At 68.5% G+C, this 19133-nt stretch carries 19 protein-coding genes; 12 read left to right on the plus strand and 7 right to left on the minus strand.

Annotated features, from left to right (window positions below; all coding sequences use genetic code 11):
- Positions 1–143: 143 nt before the first annotated feature.
- Entirely contained in the window at positions 144–896 is a 753-nt protein-coding gene (locus CHB64_RS08405) for a phosphocholine cytidylyltransferase family protein (RefSeq protein ID WP_089412178.1), read from the plus strand.
- Between the two features lie 3 nt (positions 897–899).
- Here the strand turns inward: CHB64_RS08405 and CHB64_RS08410 are convergent, their stop codons facing one another.
- From CHB64_RS08410 to CHB64_RS08430, 5 genes are read right to left on the minus strand one after another with little or no spacing between them, the layout of a single operon-like run.
- Positions 900–1703, minus strand: a complete 804-nt coding sequence (locus tag CHB64_RS08410) for an NTP transferase domain-containing protein (RefSeq protein ID WP_159462455.1) — start codon at positions 1701–1703, stop codon at positions 900–902.
- Positions 1700–2797 (minus strand): LptF/LptG family permease, encoded by a 1098-nt coding sequence (locus CHB64_RS08415; protein ID WP_089412180.1) that lies wholly within the window; start codon positions 2795–2797, stop codon positions 1700–1702. Before CHB64_RS08415 ends, CHB64_RS08410 begins: the two co-directional genes overlap by 4 nt.
- Positions 2798–2801: 4 nt before the next feature.
- The gene (locus tag CHB64_RS08420; RefSeq protein WP_089412181.1) at positions 2802–3959 is read right to left on the minus strand and encodes an LptF/LptG family permease; all 1158 of its coding nucleotides are present in this window, start codon (positions 3957–3959) and stop codon (positions 2802–2804) included.
- Positions 3952–4443 (minus strand): hypothetical protein, encoded by a 492-nt coding sequence (locus CHB64_RS08425; protein ID WP_089412182.1) that lies wholly within the window; start codon positions 4441–4443, stop codon positions 3952–3954. The genes CHB64_RS08420 and CHB64_RS08425 overlap by 8 nt, the downstream gene beginning before the upstream one ends.
- 35 nt (positions 4444–4478) lie before the next feature.
- Positions 4479–5453 carry a metallophosphoesterase family protein gene (locus CHB64_RS08430; protein WP_089412183.1) on the minus strand — a complete coding sequence of 325 codons (975 nt, stop codon included), beginning with the start codon at positions 5451–5453 and terminating at the stop codon, positions 4479–4481.
- A gap of 191 nt (positions 5454–5644) precedes the next feature.
- Here CHB64_RS08430 and CHB64_RS08435 point away from each other — a divergent pair, with 191 nt between their 5' ends.
- Genes CHB64_RS08435 through CHB64_RS08445 form a run of 3 tightly spaced genes read left to right on the plus strand, consistent with a single transcriptional unit; the run spans position 5645 to position 8771 of the window.
- Entirely contained in the window at positions 5645–6793 is a 1149-nt protein-coding gene (locus CHB64_RS08435; RefSeq protein ID WP_200815290.1) for a CDP-alcohol phosphatidyltransferase family protein, read from the plus strand.
- 6 nt (positions 6794–6799) lie between these two features.
- Positions 6800–7747, plus strand: a complete 948-nt coding sequence (locus tag CHB64_RS08440; RefSeq protein ID WP_089412185.1) for a diacylglycerol kinase family protein — start codon at positions 6800–6802, stop codon at positions 7745–7747.
- On the plus strand, positions 7707–8771 hold the full coding sequence (locus CHB64_RS08445; RefSeq protein ID WP_089412186.1) for a hypothetical protein: 1065 nt from the start codon (positions 7707–7709) through the stop codon (positions 8769–8771). Before CHB64_RS08440 ends, CHB64_RS08445 begins: the two co-directional genes overlap by 41 nt.
- Positions 8772–8784: 13 nt before the next feature.
- Here the strand turns inward: CHB64_RS08445 and CHB64_RS08450 are convergent, their stop codons facing one another.
- Both CHB64_RS08450 and ctrA read right to left on the minus strand, forming a co-directional pair.
- A complete protein-coding gene (locus tag CHB64_RS08450) occupies positions 8785–9165 on the minus strand; it encodes a hypothetical protein (protein ID WP_143265974.1) in 381 nt (126 codons plus the stop codon).
- 370 nt (positions 9166–9535) lie between these two features.
- Positions 9536–10225: a response regulator transcription factor CtrA gene (gene ctrA, locus CHB64_RS08460; RefSeq protein WP_089412189.1), complete on the minus strand. Its 690-nt coding sequence runs from the start codon at positions 10223–10225 to the stop codon at positions 9536–9538.
- 470 nt (positions 10226–10695) lie between these two features.
- Here ctrA and CHB64_RS08465 point away from each other — a divergent pair, with 470 nt between their 5' ends.
- The 8 genes from CHB64_RS08465 (at position 10696) to mraY (ending at position 19122) form a co-directional block, all read left to right on the plus strand.
- Positions 10696–11085: a hypothetical protein gene (locus CHB64_RS08465; protein WP_089412190.1), complete on the plus strand. Its 390-nt coding sequence runs from the start codon at positions 10696–10698 to the stop codon at positions 11083–11085.
- Positions 11086–11389: 304 nt separating this feature from the next.
- Positions 11390–11881 (plus strand): division/cell wall cluster transcriptional repressor MraZ, encoded by a 492-nt coding sequence (locus tag CHB64_RS08470; protein WP_089412191.1) that lies wholly within the window; start codon positions 11390–11392, stop codon positions 11879–11881.
- Positions 11878–12915, plus strand: coding sequence for a 16S rRNA (cytosine(1402)-N(4))-methyltransferase RsmH (gene rsmH, locus CHB64_RS08475; RefSeq protein WP_089412192.1), 1038 nt, complete (start codon positions 11878–11880; stop codon positions 12913–12915). Before CHB64_RS08470 ends, rsmH begins: the two co-directional genes overlap by 4 nt.
- A 3-nt stretch (positions 12916–12918) precedes the next feature.
- The gene (gene ftsL / locus CHB64_RS08480) at positions 12919–13302 is read left to right on the plus strand and encodes a cell division protein FtsL (protein ID WP_143265975.1); all 384 of its coding nucleotides are present in this window, start codon (positions 12919–12921) and stop codon (positions 13300–13302) included.
- A 10-nt stretch (positions 13303–13312) separates the two neighbouring features.
- A complete protein-coding gene (locus tag CHB64_RS08485; RefSeq protein ID WP_089412194.1) occupies positions 13313–15079 on the plus strand; it encodes a peptidoglycan D,D-transpeptidase FtsI family protein in 1767 nt (588 codons plus the stop codon).
- Positions 15076–16512, plus strand: coding sequence for a UDP-N-acetylmuramoyl-L-alanyl-D-glutamate--2,6-diaminopimelate ligase (locus CHB64_RS08490; RefSeq protein WP_089412195.1), 1437 nt, complete (start codon positions 15076–15078; stop codon positions 16510–16512). The genes CHB64_RS08485 and CHB64_RS08490 overlap by 4 nt, the downstream gene beginning before the upstream one ends.
- Positions 16509–17960 carry a UDP-N-acetylmuramoylalanyl-D-glutamyl-2,6-diaminopimelate--D-alanyl-D-alanine ligase gene (locus CHB64_RS08495; protein ID WP_089412196.1) on the plus strand — a complete coding sequence of 484 codons (1452 nt, stop codon included), beginning with the start codon at positions 16509–16511 and terminating at the stop codon, positions 17958–17960. Before CHB64_RS08490 ends, CHB64_RS08495 begins: the two co-directional genes overlap by 4 nt.
- A gap of 22 nt (positions 17961–17982) precedes the next feature.
- On the plus strand, positions 17983–19122 hold the full coding sequence (gene mraY / locus CHB64_RS08500) for a phospho-N-acetylmuramoyl-pentapeptide-transferase (protein WP_089412197.1): 1140 nt from the start codon (positions 17983–17985) through the stop codon (positions 19120–19122).
- Positions 19123–19133: the final 11 nt, after the last annotated feature.

Below are 19133 nucleotides of genomic sequence, written 5' to 3' on the forward strand. Positions count from 1 at the left end.
TTGGAGGGGGCGTCGTTCGCGCGTCAATCGAACCCTGCCCTTTGGGCTGCGGCGCGGCCGGGCGCGATCTTGAGGGAGCCGAATCCGGGGCGCCGGCGGGGAACTCCCGCAGGTCCGGCGCCGGAGCGACGAGGGTTGAGACGATGAAAGCGATCATTCTGAGCGCCGGGCAGGGTTCGCGCCTGCTGCCGCTGACCAACGACCGGCCGAAATGCCTCTTGCCGGTCGGCGCGCGCGCGACGGCCCTGCAATGGCAGATCGAGGCGCTTGATCACGTCGGGGCGGTCAGCGAGATCGTCGTCGTCACCGGCTTCAAGTCCGACATGGTCGACGCGGCCATCGCCGGCATGACGTCCGTGTCGACGCCGGTGCGCACCGTTTTCAATCCTTTTTTCAAGCTCGCGGACAATCTCGCCTCATGCTGGATGGCGCGCGCGCATATGGACGGCGACTTTTTGATCGTCAACGGCGATTCCCTGTTCGAATTCGCGGTGCTCGCCCGCGTGATGGAGAATGACGAAGCGCCGATCAGCCTGACCATCAACCGCAAGACCGCCTATGACAGCGACGACATGAAAGTCTCGCTCAAAAACGGGCGTGTCGCGGCGGTGGGAAAGTCGCTGTTGCCGAGCGAAACCGACGCGGAATCGATCGGCCTCGTGGCCTTCCGCGGCGAGGGCGGGACGCTGTTCCGCCGCGCCGTGGAGGAAAGCATGCGCGACGGCTCGGGCCTCGGCGCGTGGTATCTTCAGGTGATTGACCGGCTGGCGCGGGCCGGCCATGTGGGCGCGACGGACATCGGCTCTCTCGGCTGGTGCGAGATCGATTTTCCCGATGATCTCGAAGCCGCGCGCCGGCTCGTGGCGGGCTGGGAGCGGCTGCGCGTCGTCGCGTGAGGCTCATTCGCGCGCGCGGCGAGCGAAAATCCTCCGTACAAGGTCCAGGTCGGCAGGCTTGTCGACGTCGATGGCGGCTTCGGCGACGCTCAAGGGAACGAGCGCGGCCCTCACTCCCGTGCGTGCTTCGATCATGGCGAGCGCGCGTTCTTTCGTCAGCAGTCCGGCGAGATAGAGAAGGCCGGCGCCAGGTCCGATGATGCGCGCCATGCGGGCGGGGTTCTTACGCTCGGCCTCGATGCGCCGCCAGAAGGCGACGAGCGGGCGGGCCCGCGCCCCTCTGAACCAGAAAAGATTGGCGCCGGAAAAAGAGAAATTCCTTAGACGTACGAATGTACGCGGCGCGCCGGGATAGGCAGCCTCCATCGTCTCGCGCGTCACGCAGGCCGCCGCCGCGTCGACGCTATCCCGGCGGGCGCCGGCGAGGAATTCTTCGATCATCGCCGGCGTCAGCAGCGGGTGATCGCTCGCGGCCAGCAGCAGCTCCGCGTCGGGCGCGCTCGCATCGAGCGCGGCCAGCGCGCTGGCGGCCGGGGAGTCTTCCGCCGGCAGATGGCGGATGCGCGCGGCGAGGCCGGCGTCGAGTCGCGCGGCGAGCTGCGCGCGCACGTCGTCGGGCGCGGCGAGAAGGATTTCCTCAAGGCCTGGCGTAGCGGCGAGGCTTTCGAGCACCCGCACGATCATCGGCTTGCCGGCGATGTCGATGAACGCCTTATGCGCGCCCCCGGCGGCCTCAGCGAGCGGATCGTCGCCGCGACGCCGCCCGGCGAGGACAAGCGCGTTGAGGGGCCTGGCGCGCCCTTTCATGCAGCGCGCTCCCTTCTGTGAAGCGCGATCAGCGCGAGCGGGCCCGCCAAGGCGAGCGCCCCCCATGCGCCCAGCCAGGCCGACAGGCTGCCGGCGGCGGCGAAACTCGACAGCAACCGGTCGAGGACCAGAAACGCGGCGGCTGCGGCGAAGAGCGCCGCGGATTCGCGCATGAGATCGTTGCGTCTATTATGCGTATAAAGAATATTCGCGGCGAGGAGCAACATGATCGCCGAGAAAGCGCCTTCGGCCAGGCGATGCTGCGCGAGCGTGCGATAGATCGACTCGTCTATGACGCTGTTCGTGGCGTCAAGCGCTTGCGCCCACAGTTTCGGCGTGGCGAGTTGGGCGGGGGGCGCCTTGGCGAGCAGGAAGCGTTCGAAAGCGGGCAGATCATCGATAAGAAGCGCGTCCGTCGAGCGCTCCTCTAGCGGCGCGTCGCGCGGCACGAGGAAATGACGGGCGGTCTCGAGCCGCCATGCCGTTCCGCGCCGGTTCCCGTCTGCGGCGCGCGCCTTTTGCGCCCACACGACCTCGCGGATGGCCCCTGTTTCGTCCAGGCGCAGGATGAGCGGATCGGAAAGAGCCTTCTCTGCCGCGTCGACCGCGCGCGCGCGGATCACCACGTCGTCGCGCATGATCCAGGCGTCGTCTCCAAAAGAGGGGCCGAAGGCGCGGGTTTCTTCTACGGCGTCGTTGCGCATCGCGAGCGCGCGCTCGGCCGCCGGCGCGGCGAATCCGTTGAGCGCGAGATGAACCGCCGCGAGAGCGAGCGCGAAGAGCGCAAAGGGCCGCGCCAGCCCGGCGATGCTGAGGCCCGCGGCCCGCAGGACAACGAATTCGCTGCGCCGCGCGATCGCCAGGAACGCCGCCCCCGCGCCGATGAAAACGGCGAAGGGAAACAGAAAGGCCGCGACCGTCGGGGCGCGCAGGGCAGCATAGCTCAGGATGGCGTCGAGCCCGCCGCCGCCAGCGACCGCCGCCTCGGCGTTCTTCATCAGATCGAAAATCGAAAACAGCGCGACGCCCGCGGCGAGCGTCAGAAACACGCTTCGGCCGAGATGCGCGAGCAGATGGCGTTCGATGGTCCGCATGGGGTCAGGCGCTCCGCATGGGAAGCGGCTTGAATGCCGCTCTGACGTCTGCAGTCGATAAGCGCGGCCGCACGCTCTGATTGAAGCAAACCCGGTAAATGACAAGGGCGAGGGTGAGGAACGCGAACGGCGCGGCGAGCAAGATCGCGGGCGGTCCGAAATGCTTCGTCTCCAGCAGATTTTCGGTCGCCTCCAACGAGAAATGGAAGGCGAGGAGGATCGCCGTGGCCACGATGACGCGCGCCTGAGGGCTGCGACGCGGCGGGGCGAGCGCGGCGGCGAGCGCGACGAAGGGCAGCGCGAAAAGACCGACCGCGCGGGCGAGACGGCCGAAGGCTTCAGTCTCGGCGTCATGGGGCGCGATTCCGGCGAATGCGCGCGGCTTGCGCAAAAGCTCCGTAAGCGTCAGTTCGCGTACGTCTGCGCCGCGCGGGCGGAATGCTTCCTCGTCGCGCAACACAGGATAGGCGAAGTCGGTGAAGTTCACGATGTCCGGCCCGCCCGATGCGCGCCAGTCGGCGATGATGCGCCCGTTCCGGAAGGCGGCGACCGGCGGGCGCCCGGGGGAGCCTTCGCGCACGGCGCCGCTTTCCGCCTCGAGAATGAGCTGGCGGCCGCGGCGCTCGATGACGGCGATCGGGCGCTCCATGACAAGCCCGGTCTTCGACCACGACGGAACGATGAAGCTCGCGTCGCCATAGCGCCACAGCGCCGGGCGGGTCTCGGCGATGGCGACGATGGAGGCGTTTTCAAGTTCCGCGACGAGCGAGCGGAACTGATAGCGGGCATGGGGATTCAGGAACCCGCTCGTCAGCACCATGACGATCGCGACCGGCGCGGCTGCGGCCGCGGCGAGTCCGGCGATCGCGTTGGGCGACACGCCCCATGACATCAGGGCGGCCAGTTCGCTGTTTTCTCTCAGCGCCAGAAGCGTGAGCAGCAGCCCAATGAAAAACGCCGCCGGCGCGGCCAGCGTCAGATAATGCGGGGTCAGGGCGAGAAGCATCTGACCGAGAATGAGCGGATCGCTGCGATAGCTTGAGAAAAGCTCGATCAGCCTCAACAGCCGCTCGAGCAGCAAAAGACCGGTGATGACGGCGAGCGCGCCGAAGAACCGCCCTGCGAAGAGCGTCAGGAGATAGAGCCGCGCGGTCCTAGACATCCGCCCCGCCGCCGGGGACTCGGGCGCGATGCGGCCACAAGGCGCGCAGCTGCGCGATCACGGCTCGGCGCTGCTCCTCATTCGGCGCGGCGGCCTTGTCGAGCGCCGGCGGACCGGGCCAGCCTGCGTCCGCGACTTTGAACCCTGCGAAAGCGCGCTCGCCTACGTAGCGCGGCAGGACATGGAAATGCGGCTCGGGATCGACCATCATCAGCATGAGATAGTTGATCTTTTCATAGGCGCAGAACGCCTTCAGCGCCGTCTCGATTCCTGCGACGGCCTCGGACAATTCTTCGAAGGCTTCGCGCGGCAGATCCGAAAAGGCGGAAACCCGCGCCTTCGCGGCGAGCACCAGCGCGCCGAGGGTCGGCTGCTTCGGGCGCAGCAACACCGCCCACCAGCGATATTCCGCTATGAGCCCGTCCGGATGGCCGAACTTCTCCATCGTCGGCGTTACGGCGGGCAAGGGAGCGGCGGCGGGCATCCGGCTTCGACCTTTCGTGGCGGCGGCCTTTCGGCTCACCCGGCGCTGACGCGGCGGTTCCGCCCCGGCGCGGCCGGAGCGGGACGAGCGAAGCTATGACGCTCGACGGCGCGCAGCGAGCGGGTCTCGGGATCAATTTCCCTCACGCTTGCGTGGATCGACCAGCCGCCGTCCGCCGATCTTTCGATGTCGATGAGATTGTAACGGCCGGGCCGGAACCTGCCATCCCCGTCCGGGTGGGAGGCCGCGCCCCCGCCCAGCACGGGCGCGCGGCCCTGCGGCGTTTCGACCGTCCCCACATAAGCGATATGGGCGTGGCCGTGCAGGACGAGATCTACCCCCGCTCGCGCGATCGCCGCGCGCAGGGCCGCCGCGTCGGCGAGCGCCTTGCGCGCGGAGACGACGCCAGGCGTGAGCGGGTGGTGCAGCATCAGGATGCGCAGACGCCCTGCGCGGCCTTCCGCGGCGAGCGCGGCTTCGATCCGCTCGATCTGGCCGCGCCCGAGCGCGCCGGTCGCCAGCCCCGGCGCCGTCGGCGGAGAGGAATTGGCGACGATCAACACGATCTCGCCGCCGGCGCCGAGCGGCGCGATATAGGGAAAATCGCCTGCGTCCTGCGGCGGGCGCAGGGTCGGATCGTCGGTCCGCCGGCCGATCATATGCGGCCCAAGCCGGCCCAGCGTCTCCTCCCAGGCCGCCTTCACATAGGCGTCGTGATTACCGGGCGCGAAATATGTCGGCAGGCCGCCGAAGGTCCGGTCGAGCCAGGCGCGCGCGCGGGCGAACTCGTCCGGCAGGGCGAGATTGACGATGTCGCCCGAGATCAGCGCCGCCTCGCAGCCCTGCGCGCGCAAATCCGCCGCGACCGCGTCCGACGCCCACAGGTTGTGGCGGCGCGCGCGCTTCCTGATCCAGGAGAGATAACCGAGGGCGCGCTTGCTCAGAAGATCGGCGAGGGCGGGCCTTTCGGCGATCGGCAGATGAATATCGGTCAGGTGTCCTAGTCGCACGCGCGGCTCCTTAGCACGGCGTCCTGCGGGCGCCGCGGGCGCTGAAAGCGGTTACGACAAACCTCAACCAAACGTGTCCGGGCGTAAGGATTGCGCTTTTCCACATGACGCTTATATGACAAATTCAGTACGTTTTTGCGTAACATTCTGGGCTTGGGCGACTGATGCGGCCGGAGGATTCGTTGAGCCGAATGGGGGCGTGCGCCGTCGGCGACGCCGAGGCTCGGCTTTTTTCGTTATCCGGCCGCGAGCGCCTTGAAAAGACGTTCCGCCGAATCGGGCTTTCCGTGCTGGCTTCGCCGGGCGAGGCGGAGCGCTGCGAAGCTGTTCTCGTCGCGCATGCGGGCTATGTCTTCGACGAGCGGGTGCTCGCCGATCTGGCGCGCAACCGCGACGCCGCGCTCATTGCCGAGGACGACGCCGGGCGCGAGACCGTGGTCGCCGCCGTCTGTCCCGCCGCCGAGGCCGGCCGTTGGATCGAGCGGATCGAAGAGGCCGCGCCCGTCGACTCTCTCGAAGGACAAGGCCGCCTTTACACCGCCGCGGAAGTGAGCGGGGCTTTCAATCGCCGGCTGCGCAAGCGCGAAAATCCGGTCGTGCTCAAAGCCTCGACTGCGCGCAGGGAAGCGCTGGAGCGGCGCCTGTTCAAGGGTTCCTATAAAGGCGCCACCGACATCGTGACGAAATTCGTCTGGCCGGAGCCGGCCTTTCACGTCACGCGTCTGGCGGCGGCGCTTAAGCTCCATCCGAATCTGGTCACGACGCTCAGCCTCGTTCTGGTTTTCGCGACCATGTATCTGTTCGCCCAAGGGGCCTTTCTGGCCGGCCTCGCGGCGGGCTGGGCGATGTGCTTTCTCGACACGGTCGACGGCAAGCTCGCGCGCGTCACGCTCAGCTCCTCGAAATGGGGCAATGTCTACGATCACGGCATCGACCTCATCCACCCGCCTTTCTGGTATGCGGCCTGGGCGTGGGGGCTCGTCGCGCACGGGACGGGCGGCGCCGAGGCGGCGCTTTCGGCCGACGCGGTCTGGCTGAGCCTGTGGGTCATTCTCGCCGGCTATGTCCTCGGCCGGTTGCTCGAAGGCTATTTCCTGCGCCGCTTCAAGATCGAGATGCACATCTGGCGGCCGGTCGATTACTGGTTCCGCCACATCACCGCGCGGCGCAATCCGAACCTCCTGATACTCACGGTCGCGACGCTCGCCGGCGCGCCGGGTGCGGGCTTCGTTCTCGTCGCCGTGTGGACGGTGCTTTCCATTCTTTTCCATCTCGTCCGCGTCGTCGCGGCGGAGACGCAGGCGTCCAGCGGCGCGCTGCAATCCTGGCTGGCGGAGTAGAATTCGGTGTCTTCGGTCGGTCTCATCATCAACGAGCGCAGCAACCGCAGCGCGTCCGTCATCGACGATCTTCTATATGTAGCGCGGCGGTTTTCATCGGTGCGCACCGAAGTGCTCGACGGCATCAAGGGGCTAGACAGGGCGCTCGTCGGCATGGATCGCAAGAATGTGGATACGCTGGTGCTCGCCGGGGGCGACGGCACCATGCAGGCGACCTTCACCGACGCCATCAACAACCGCCGCTTCTCGAAGACGCCTCATTTCGTGGCGCTGCCCTGCGGCATGACCAACGTCATCGCCAATGATTGCGGACTGCGCGGCGATCCGGCGCCGTCGCTGGAGAACTTTCTGTGGCGGCGCCAGAAGGGCAGCGTGAAGCCGCTGCGCCGCCCGCTTCTGAGCGTGACCATGGGCGAGCGCGCGCCGATCTACGGCTTCTTTTTCGGCGCCGGCGCCTTTCATGGCGCGGTCAATTACAGCCGAAACCAGATCCAGTCTAAAGGCATGCGCCGTTCGCTTGCGCTCACGCTGAGCGTGCTCGCCTATATCGCCAAGGTCGCGCTGGAAAAAGCGGCGTCTGCGGAGGATATAGAACTCGAATTCATCGAAGGGGGCGCGCCCGGCGCGCCGGAGGAAACCTCGCTCGCGCTGTTCATGGCTACGACGCTGACCAAGCTCGGTTCGGGCATTTACCCGTTCTGGGGCAAGGGGCCGGGCGCCATGGCCGCCACGAGCATCGACGCGCCGGCGCGCCGGCTTTTCCGCGCCGCGCCCGCCGTTCTGCGCGCCAAAAGCCGGCCATGGTTCGAAGACTACGGTTATCGCAGCTGGCGTTCGGACCAGATGGTGACGCGCTTCAGCGGGCCTTTCGTCTTCGATGGAGAATTTTTCAACGCCGGCGAGCGCGAGAACGTTGAGTTCGGAACCTCCCACATGGCCGACTTCCTCAATTAGGGGATCGGGCATTCGCAAAGACCGTCAGCCGGGCGAGGTCGGCGCGGCGCGCGCGCGCGATCGCCTTCAGCGCGCGCTTCCCCGGGAAGCGCAGGAGCAGGCCGGAAACGCCGCGCGGCGCGCCTATATCGAGGCCGTTCTCTCCCAGCCCTGCGCGCCGGCCGTGGAAGCGCTGGCGGATATTCTCGCTGCGCGCTTTCCCGGCGCGGGCGTCCTGCTCTACGGATCGGGAAACAGCGTGCTGAGCGGCGCGGCGGCGGAAAGCGTGCTGTTCGATTTCTACGTCATCGCGCCGTCCTATGAAGCCGCTTACGGATCGCCGCTGTTGTCCCTGCTCAACCGGCTTATCCCTCCCAACGTCTTTTATCTCGACGAGGAAACGACGCAGGGGCGTCTGCGCGCCAAATACGCGGTGCTGTCGATCGATCATTTCGAGCGCCTCGTCAGCAAACGGACGTTCCATTCCTACTTCTGGGCGCGCTTCGCGCAGCCCTGCCGGATCGCGCGCGCGCCGGAACCGATGCGCGCCCGCCTCGTGGGCTGCATCGAGACGGCGATCGACGTTTTTATTGCGCGCGCCCGCCCGCTCGCGCCGCCGGACGCGGACGCGAAAGACGTCTGGCGCGCGGGTCTTGCGCGCTCCTACCGGGCGGAGCTGCGCGCCGAGAAGCCTGGCCGCGCCGGAGAGCTCGTGGCGGTCTATGGCGACTGGCCGCGGCGCGTGACGCCGCCTTTCGACGACGCTCCGATAAGCGAGACGGCGCGCCGGCGCGCGCGGCTTCTGTGGCGGATTCGATCCGTGCAGGGAGGGGCGCTGTCCGTGCTGCGCCTCTTCAAGGGCATGCTCACCTTTCGCGGCGGCCTCGACTACATCGCCTGGAAGATCAGCCGGCACGCCGGCTTCGCGCTTCCCGTGCGCGCATGGGAGCGGCGCGTCCCGCTCGTCGGCGCGTTCTTCGTCGCTTCGCGCTACTGGCGCATGCGCGCCCGGACGCGCGCGTCAAGCGGGACGGCTGCCGAATGATCGCAATCTCCGCCTAAAAAGCGCGGGCGAGCCGCGATTTCACGCCGCCGCGGCGGGCGATCTCGCGCCAGCATTTCTCGAAGCGCGCATTGGCGCCGGCGGCTGCGGCGAACCGTTCGCCCGCGGCCATGGCGGCGGCTTCATCGCCGGCGGCGACCGCGTCGGCGAGCGCGTTGTAACGCTCGACGAGAACGTCGATGCGGCGCGAGTCGCGATCGCCGAAGCGGCCGCATTCCGGCGTGCGCATGGCGATGCGCCGGCGCCAGTCTTCGTCGGCTTCGGCGAAGGCGTCGATTTTGACCATGGCCGCGATCTCTTCATATGAGGAAGCCGCCCAAGCCGGCGCGGCGGCGACGGCGGTTGCGGCGGCGATGACGATGGCTGCGTTTCTCATGAATGACTCCCGTTTTATGTTGCGCGGCGCCCGCTCCGCATCCGGATGGCGCACAGGGCTCCGTGCACGGAGCAGGCATATATGTTTCTATGTCGCGCGCTGCGCCGTTCAATCGCGGATCGGCGAGGCGGCGCGCAGACGCGGCGAGGCGTGTCGCGAAAATTTCATGTGCGCAAAGACGCCGTTCAGATTCGACCAAGCGCGGCGAAACGCGACGAAGCGTTTGCGGACAGCGGACGCAAGGAGAGTCATACGATAATGGCCAGGCGCAGGCTTCGCAGATGTCCGGATCGGCGTCGCGCCGCCGTCAAAAGAAAAGCGCCCCGCGAAGGGGCGCTTTCGGTGCGAAGCAAGGACGCGTAAACAAGCCTCAAGCGGCCTTTTCTTCCGGATCGCGCAGCACATAGCCGCGACCCCAGACGGTTTCGATATAATGCTGGCCCTTGGTGGCGGCGGCGAGCTTCTTCCTCAGCTTGCAGATGAAGACGTCGATGATCTTCAGCTCCGGCTCGTCCATTCCCCCGTAAAGATGGTTGAGGAACATCTCCTTGGTGAGGGTGGTGCCCTTGCGCAGCGAGAGCAGCTCCAGCATCTGGTATTCCTTGCCGGTCAGATGCACGCGCTGGCCGTTCACCTCGACCGTCTTGGCGTCGAGATTCACCGTAAGGTCGCCTGTCGTGATGATCGACTGGGCGTGGCCCTTCGAGCGGCGCACGATGGCGTGGATGCGCGCCACGAGCTCGTCCTTGTGGAAGGGCTTGGTCATGTAGTCGTCGGCGCCGAAGCCGAGCCCGCGCACTTTCGTCTCGATGTCGCCCTGGCCGGTGAGAATGAGGATCGGCGTGTTGACTTTGGCCACGCGCAGCGACTTCAGGACGTCGAAGCCGGTCATGTCGGGCAGGTTGAGGTCGAGAAGGATAATGTCGTAGTCGTATACCTTGCCCAGATCGACGCCTTCCTCGCCGAGATCGGTCGTGTAGACGTTGAAGCCGTCGGACTTGAGCATCAGCTCGATGCTCTGCGCCGTCGCGCCGTCGTCCTCGATGAGCAGCACCCGCATTCGCCCGTCTCCTGTTCGCTGCGCGGGTCCCCTGAGCCGCGCTTATCCCTTATGCCTAACGTGATGCTAAGGTTGATTTGCTTTCATAAAGGTTAACGCCCGGCGCGCGCCCGCCCGCTCTGGCGCGCCCGTATTAAGCGGGCCGCAATCTTCGTTACATCGCAGGCGCTCGGAAAACGGGGCCGGGCGCGCGCGCCGTTAATCATGACGGACGACCGATCCGGTTAAGGCGATTCATCGCAGGGCGCGAGCGCCTTCGCGGCGCCGTTAACCTGGACGGCGCAGGACGCATCGTCCCTGTCCTGAGAATTCGGGGCGGTTTCGGCGGCGGATCGTTCATCCCGGCGGCGCGCGGGCGGCCGGCATTCGCGCCGGGCGTTGAACGCTTCTTAAAGAAATCCGCGAAAATATGAGTGGGTCGGGGGAGCGCTGCCGGACGATCGCCGTCCGAGTCGGAAAGGATTTTGGGGATGAACGGTCCGGGGCGCGAAGAAAGGACGCTGGCCAGACTCGTCCGCGTCGCCAGGGCGCGGCTCGCCGAGCGAGGCGCCCATCTTGAGAGCATCAAAGCGGCGAAGGCGGCGGCCGAAGCCGGCCTGGCGCGGCTCGCCGCCGCCGACCCGGAGGCGGCGCTGTTCGATCCGCTGCTCGGCGGGGCGGCGGAAAAGCGCCGCGCGCTGGAAGCCACCCGCGACCAGCTCGCCGCCGAGATCACGCGCGCCCGGAAGGAACTCGACGACGCGCAAGACGAACTCGCCAAGCTGGAACGGCTCATCGAGGCGAACCGCCGCCTCTTCGCCCGTCGCCGCGAGACGGCCCGCTGGGGCGGTTTCGGAGATCTGCGCCGCCGTCGCGGCTGAAACGACGGCCGAAACCGTCGCCGCCTGCGTCGCCGAAGCGCGGCGGGCGGTTAATCCTTTCTTCACGCTTACGCCTTGACTCTAAAGGGAATCGGATCACGCAAGGCCGTTTCTCATCCGGAACTGTCCAGATTTCCACAGGAATCCTATTTGACGACCCGTAATTTCCCGTATAATCCCGGAAAGTGTCGGCAAAGCCGGAACGGCTGAGCGCGTCTGCGGCGGGCGCGACCGGCCCGGAAACGCCGGCGAGAGGGCGGCCGCGCCGACAGGCGGCGCGATCTTCGGGCGGAGACAGGGCGGGATGTTGCGGTCGGCGGAGACCCTTTTTCTGGGCTCCCACATCAACAAGGTGGATGCGAAGGGGCGCATCGCCGCGCCGGCGGATTTCCGCCGCGCCCTGAAGCTCGACGCCTTCAACGGCTTCTACTGCGTGCCCTCGCTGCTCGGCCCCTATCTCGACTGCGGCGGGGCGAATTTCATCGAGAACCTCCAGGCGATGATCGCCGCGCTCGACCCGTACGACCCCGACCGGGCCGCCCTCCAGGAAACGCTGATCGGCCAGGCCCGTCCGATCCCGTTCGACGGCGACGGCCGGTTCATTCTGCCCCAGCCCCTGCGCGAGCATGCCCGCATCGGCGAGCGCGCCCTTCTTATGGGCTGCGGCGAGACCTTCCAGATCCGCGACGCGCAAGGCGCCGAAGAGCGTCTTGCCGCCGCGACCGAGCGCGCGCGCAGGGCGCTCGGCAAGCTGCGCAATCCGCCGCCCCTGCAGATCGGAGGCGGCGCGCGATGACGAACGTCGATACTTCAGGCGCGCGCGCGTCGCATGCGCCCGTGATGGTCGAGGAGATGCTCGCCGCCCTCGCGCCCGTCGATCACGGCGTCTATGTGGACGCGACCTTCGGCGGCGGCGGGTATGCGCGCGCGATCCTCGCTGCGGCAGACTGCCGGGTCTACGGCTTCGACCGCGATCCGGTCGCCATCGAGCGCGGCCGCGAATGGGCGGGCGCCTATGCGGGGCGGCTCGCCCTCATCAACCGGCCCTTCGCGGAGATGGAAGCCGGTCTCGCCGAAGCGGGCGTCGACGCGCTCGACGGGGCGGTGTTCGATCTCGGCGTTTCCTCCATGCAGCTCGACGAGCCGGCGCGCGGCTTTTCCTTCCGCCATGACGGACCGTTGTCCATGCGCATGGACGGGGGCAGGCCGGACGCGGCCGACGTAGTCAACCAGGCGAGCGAAAAGGCCCTCGCCGCGATCTTCAAGGGCTATGGCGAGGAGCGCCACGCCCGCCGCATCGCGAAGGCCGTGGTCCGCGAGCGCGATAAGGCGCCGATCGAAACCACCGGCCGCCTGGCCGAGATCGTCGCCGCGGCCGTTCCGGCGCGGGGCGCGGCGCGAATCCATCCGGCCACGCGCGTCTTTCAGGCGCTCCGGATCTTCGTCAATGACGAACTGGGCCAGCTCGCCGAAGGCCTGGCGGCCTGCGAGCGCCTTCTGCGTCCGGCCGGCCGGCTCGTCGTCGTCACCTTCCATTCGCTCGAAGACCGCATGGTCAAGCATTTCCTCGCCGCGCGCGCCCGCGCGCCCGGCGGCTCGCGGCATGCGCCGCCGGCGGCGGACGAAGCGCCCGCCTTCCGGCTCCTCTTCGCGAAAGCGCGCCGCCCGAGCGAAGCCGAGGTTGCGGACAATCCCCGGGCGCGCTCGGCGAAGCTGCGCGCGGCCGTGCGCGCCGACGCGCCGGCGCGCGGCGCGCCGGCGGAGACTTTCGCGCGGGGGATTCCGTCCCTTTCCGATGTCTTGTCCGATGCGTTGAAAAAACGGAGCTAGTCGATGGTTCGTGTAACGATGATCCTCCTGTGCCTTCTTCTCGCCGCCGCCGCGGCCGGACGTTACAAGGCGGAAACGTCCGTACGCGAAACGCGGCGGATGCTCGAAGAGATCGAAAAGGCGAAGGCGCGCGAGCTGAGCGAGATTCAGCTCCTGCGCGCCGAGATCGCCTTTCTCGAAAATCCCGAGCGGCTGAAGGAGGTCGCCGAGAAAGTCACCGACCTTGAGCCGCTCAGCGCCGCCCAGGTCATGACGGCGGAGGAGTTCCGGGTCGCTTTCGGCGGCGGCGAAGAAGCCCCCGCGCCGCAAATGCCGGAGGGGGACGTGATCCTGCACGCGCTCGCCATGGCCGATCTCGGCCTGGCCGGCGGCCGGCAGATGGAGTGAGCGGCGCGCGATGGCGTTGTTCGGCAAGCGGCGGAAAACGAAGGCGCGGCTCTATGTGATCGACGAGACGCCGGCGCCGGGCGCTGGCGCGCCGGCGACCGCGGTCGTCGTCGCCACCAGCGCGCGCGCGCGCGCCGCGGCCCGGGCGCGCAACCGGATCGGCATGTGCGCGGTCGCTTTCCTCGCCGCCTTCGTCGGGCTCGGCGCGCGGCTCGCCATGGTCGCCGGGGGCGGCGCGCCGTCGCCGGGCGCGGCGCCGACGGCGCAGGCGGGGGCCGAGAGCAGGCCTGAAATTCTCGACCGCAACGGCGTGCTGCTTGCCGCGAACGTGCCGACCGTCGCGCTCGAAATCGCCGGCCGCGAGGTCTGGGACCCCGAAGAGACCGCCGCCGCTATCGCCGGCGTCTTTCCCGAGATCGATGCGGCAAGTCTGGCGGGGAAGCTGCGCGAGGGCCGCTATGTCGAGGTGCTGAACGATCTGACGCCCGCCCAGCGCGCGCAGGTTTTCGCGCTCGGCCTGCCGGGCGTGCGCTTCAGCGCGCGCGCGCGCCGGTTCTATCCGCAGGAGGACCTCGCCGCCCATGTGGTCGGCCATCTGACGCCGGGTCGGGGCGGGGCGATGGGGCTGGAGCGCGCGCTCGATCGCCGGGCCGACGCGGGCCCGCTCGTCGCCTCGATCGACATTCGCGTTCAGCAGGCGCTCGAGGACGAGCTCGCCCGCGCCATGGAGGCTTTCTCGGCGAAAGCCGCCTGGGGGGCGGTGATGGACGTGGCGACCGGCGAGGTGCTGGCGCTCGCCAGCCTTCCCGACTTCGACCCCAACGCGCCGGGCGCCGCGCCGGCCGATTGGCGCCGCAATCGCGCCACCTACGATCGCTACGAGCTCGGCTCGGCGTTCAAGCCGCTGACTGCCGCGGCCGCGCTCGAAGCCGGCGCGGCGAGCGAGGATTCGACCTATGATGCGCGCGGAACCTATCGCATCGCCGACTGGACGATCAGGGACTTTCGCGGCGAGAATCGAATTTTGACCTTTTCGGAAGTGATCCAGCACTCCTCGAACATCGGCATGGCGCGCATGGCCGAGGACCTCGGGCCCGCGCGCCAGCGCGCGGCGCTCAAGGCGCTCGGACTGCTCGATCCGCTGCCCATCGAGCTGGCGGAGAACCGCGCGCCCGAACCGCCCGCCCGCTGGGGGCCGGTGGAAAGCGCGACGGTCGCCTATGGCCACGGCATCAGCGTCACGCCTCTGCATCTGCTGGCCGCCTTCGCCGCGGTGGTGAACGGCGGAGAATACCGCGCGCCGACTTTTCTGAAACAGGCGGGCGCGCGGCCCGGGGCGCGCGTCTTCTCAGAAGAGACGAGCGCGATCATGCGCCGGACCCTGCGCCGCGTCGTCACCGGGGGCAGCGCGCGCAAGGCCGAGGCGCCGGGCTATTATCCCATCGGCAAAACGGCGACGGCGGAGAAGCCGCGCCGGGGCGGCTATGACCGTTCGGCGCGGATCGCGAGCTTCGTCGGCGCTTTTCCGGGCCACGCGCCGCGCTACGCCGTGCTCGTCTCCTTGGACGAGCCGCAGCCGACGCCCGAAACCTACGGCTTCGCGACCGCCGGTTGGAACGCCGCGCCGGCTTTCGCGCGTTTCGTCGCCCGCGCCGCCCCGGCGCTCGGCATCGCGCCGGTGAATGAGGCGACGGCGCTGGCGGGCTTCTATGAGGGCGGGCGATCCGTCGCCCTCGATCCGGCGGACAGGCTCGCCGCGCTGGAGAACGCGCCATGAAGCTCTCCGCGCTTCTCGGCCGGCCCTGCGCGCCCGATCCCGAGATCGCCGGGCTCGCCCTCGACAGCCGCGCGGTCAGGCCGGGCTATCTCTTCGCCGCGCTCGAGGGCGCGAAGGACGACGGCGCGCGTTATGTTCCGCAGGCGGAAGAAAACGGCGCCGTCGCAGTGCTCGCCGGCCGCCGGATCGAGACCAAGGCGGCGCTCGTCGTCGATCCCGACCCGCGCCGGCTGCTGGCGCAGATGGCGGCGCGTTTTTATCCGCGCCAGCCCGGGATCGTCGCCGGCGTGACCGGCACCAACGGCAAGACCTCGACGGCGCGCTTTTCCGCCCAGCTTTGGACGATGCTCGGCGGGAAGGGCGCGAGTCTGGGCACGCTGGGCGCCTTTGCGCCGGGTTACGAGAAGAAGCTCGCCCATACGACGCCCGATGCGGCGACCTTGCACGAGACGCTCGACGAGATGGCCGGCCTCGGCGTCACGCACCTGACGATGGAGGCGTCGAGCCATGCGCTCGTCCAGCGCCGCGCCGACGGGGTGAGATTCGCGATCGCCGCCTTCACCAACATAACCCAGGACCATCTCGACTATCATCCCGATTTCGAATCCTACCTCGCGGCGAAAGCCCGTCTGTTCACGGAGCTTCTGCCGCAGGACGGAGTCGCCGTCGTCAACGCCGACGGCGAAGGCGCGCCGCTGATCCTCGAGCGCGCCCGCACGGCCGGCCGGCGCGTCATGACGACCGGCGCGCTCGGCAAGGACCTGCGCATCACCCGCGCGCGCCCGCATCCGGCTGGGCTGTCGATCGACGTCGTCTGCGGCGAGAAAACCTTCGCCCTCGACCTGCCGCTGATCGGCGCCTTTCAGGCGGAAAACGCGCTGCTTGCGGCCGGAATCGTCATCGCGTCGGGCTTTGCGGCCGATGCGGTTTTGCCTTTGCTGCCCAGGCTCGACGGCGTGCCGGGGCGGATGCAGCGCGTCGGGGGAGTCGCTGGCGCGGCGATCTATATCGACTACGCCCACACGCCCGACGCCATCGCGACTGCGCTCGCCGCGATCCGGCCGCATGTCAAAGGCCGGCTCGTCGCGATCATCGGCGCGGGGGGGGATCGCGACCGAGCCAAGCGTCCGCATATGGGCCGGGCCGCCGCGCTCGGCGCTGACGTAGTGATTGTCGCGGATGATAATCCGCGTTCGGAAGATCCGGCGGAAATCCGTCGCCAGATCCTCGCGGGCGCGCCGAAAGCGATCGAGATAGGCGATCGTCGCGAGGCCATCGCGCGCGCCGTGGCCATGCTGGAATCGGGGGACGTCCTGCTCATCGCCGGCAAGGGCCATGAAACGGGGCAGATCGTGGGAGACGTCGTGCATCCGTTCGACGACGGCGCGGTCGCGCGGGCGGAAGCGGCGAAACGGGTAAGGGAGGGATCATGACGGCCGCCTTGTGGACCGCCTACGAAGCCGCCGCCGCGACGGGCGGCGCGCTGTGCGCGCGCGGCGGCGATCCCGACCGCTGGATCGCCGAGGAATGGGCCGCGCGCGGGCTTTCGATCGACAGCCGGACCCTGAAGCCCGGCGACATGTTCGTCGCGCTGAAGGACGCGCGCGACGGGCATGATTTCGTCGCGGCGGCGTTCGAGAAGGGCGCCGCGGCGGCGCTCGTGGCGCGCGCGCCCGAGGACGCGCCTGACGGCAAGCCTCTGCTCGTGGTGCGCGACACGCTCGAAGGGCTGCGCGATCTTGCGCGCGCCGCGCGCCTTCGCAATTTCGGCAAGCGCGTCGCGGTCACGGGCTCGGCCGGCAAGACGAGCGCGAAAGAGATGCTGCGCGTCGCGCTCGGCGCCGCGGGCCGCGCCCATGCGGCGGAAAAGAGCTTCAACAACCACTGGGGCGTGCCGCTCACGCTCGCGCAGCTTCCCATGAACGCCGATTACGGGGTGTTCGAGATCGGCATGAACCACGCCGGCGAGATCACGCCGCTCACGAGACTCGTGCGCCCCCACGCGGCGATCGTGACGACGGTGGGCCCCGCGCATCTGGAGTTTTTCGGCAGCGTCGAGAAGATCGCCGAGGCGAAGGCGGAGATTTTCCTGGGCCTCGCGCCCGGCGGCGTCGCGATCATCCCCGCCGACAATGAGCATTGCGCGCTGCTGCGCCGCCGGGCCGAGAAGGCCGGCGCGGCGCGCATCGTAAGCTTCGGCGCGCGCGACGGCGCCGATCTGCGCCTGCTCGACTACGCGGAAGAAAGCGACGGCGCGCGAATCGAGGCGCAGGTTTTCGGCGAGGACGTCGCGTTCAGGCTCGGCGCGCCGGGCCGACATCAGGCGATGAACGCGCTGGCGGTTCTCGCCGCCGTGCGCGCGGTCGGCGCGCCGCTCGTCCCGGCGATGGAGGCCCTCGCCCGGTTCGCGCCGTCTGAGGGCAGGGGCGCGCGCCGCGAGATCGCGCTTTCCGGCGGGCGCCGGATCACCCTCATCGACGAGAGCTACAACGCCAATCCCGCCTCCATGGCCGCGGCGCTGGCGCTGCTCGGCGCGGCGAAACCGCGCGGGCGCGGCCGGCGCATTGCGGTTCTCGGCGAGATGCTGGAACTGGGACCGGACGCGCCGAAGCTGCACGCGCAGCTCGCCGACGCGCTCGCCGCGGCGAAGGTCGACCGGCTTTACGCCGCCGGCGCGCTCATGCGCCATCTGTGGGAGGCCGCGCCGGCGGCCATGCGCGGGCGCTGGAGCGAAAAGGCCGACGACGTTCTGGCCGCGCTCAGGGCCGATCTCGCCGACGGCGACGTCGTCATGGTCAAAGGCTCGAACGCCTCTAAGATAAGCCTCGTCGCGCGCGCGCTCGAAAGCGAGGAAGCCCGGCCGAAAGCGGCGAACGAATAACAAGAAGGACTGCGCATACTCGATGCTTTACCACCTGCTCACGCCGCTTGCGGATGAATTCGCGCTTTTCAACGTCTTCCGTTATCTGACGTTCCGAACGGGCGGCGCGGTGATGACGGCGCTTGTCATCGCCTTCGTGGTCGGCCCGCCGCTCATTCACTGGATGCGCCGCAGCCAGGGCAAGGGTCAGCCGATCCGCCAGGACGGCCCGGAAAGCCACCTCCTGTCTAAGGCCGGCACGCCGACCATGGGCGGGGTGCTCATCCTTCTGTCGATGACCATCGCCACGCTTTTATGGGCGCGGCTCGACAACGCCTATGTGTGGATCGTCATGGGCGTGACGCTTTCATTCGGCCTTCTGGGCTTCATCGACGACTATCTCAAGGTCGCCAAGCAGACCGCCAGCGGCGTCGTCGGCAGCCTCAAGCTCGTGGTGCAGTTCGCGGTGGCGCTGCTCGCCGGCTATCTCTGCGTGAAGACGCTGGGCGCGGCGCCCGACGCGCCGCCCGGCATCGAGACCTCCATCGCCGTGCCCTTCGTGCCGCTGCAGTTTCTGAGCCAGCTTTTCGGGCCCGGCGCGGTGGGCGTGCCGGTCGGCTGGCTGATCGTGCCTTTCGCGGCTTTCGTCATCGTCGGCGCGTCGAACACGGTCAATCTCACCGACGGGCTCGACGGTCTCGCGACCGTGCCGGTGATGATCGCGGCCGGCGCCTACGCGCTCATCGCCTATCTCGTCGGCAATGCGATCTATGCGAACTATCTGGGCGTGCCTTACGTGCCGGGCGTCGGCGAGCTCGCCATCGTCTGCGGCGCGATCATCGGCGCGGGTCTGGGCTTTCTGTGGTTCAACGCCCCGCCGGCGGCGATCTTCATGGGCGACACCGGCTCGCTCGCCCTCGGGGGAGCGCTCGGCGCCATCGCCGTGGCGGCCAAGCACGAGATCGTGCTCGCCATCGTCGGCGGGCTTTTCGTACTCGAAGGGCTTTCGGTGATGATTCAGATCGCGTCGTTCAAGCTCACCGGCAAGCGCGTCTTCCGGATGGCGCCGATCCACCATCATTTCGAACAATTGGGCTGGAAGGAATCGACCATCGTCATCCGGTTCTGGATCGTGGCGGTTATTCTCGCCCTCATCGGGCTCGCGTCGCTGAAACTGCGGTAGGACCTGAAGCC

This window comes from Amphiplicatus metriothermophilus (assembly GCF_900199215.1).
Classification (GTDB): domain Bacteria; phylum Pseudomonadota; class Alphaproteobacteria; order Caulobacterales; family Parvularculaceae; genus Amphiplicatus; species Amphiplicatus metriothermophilus.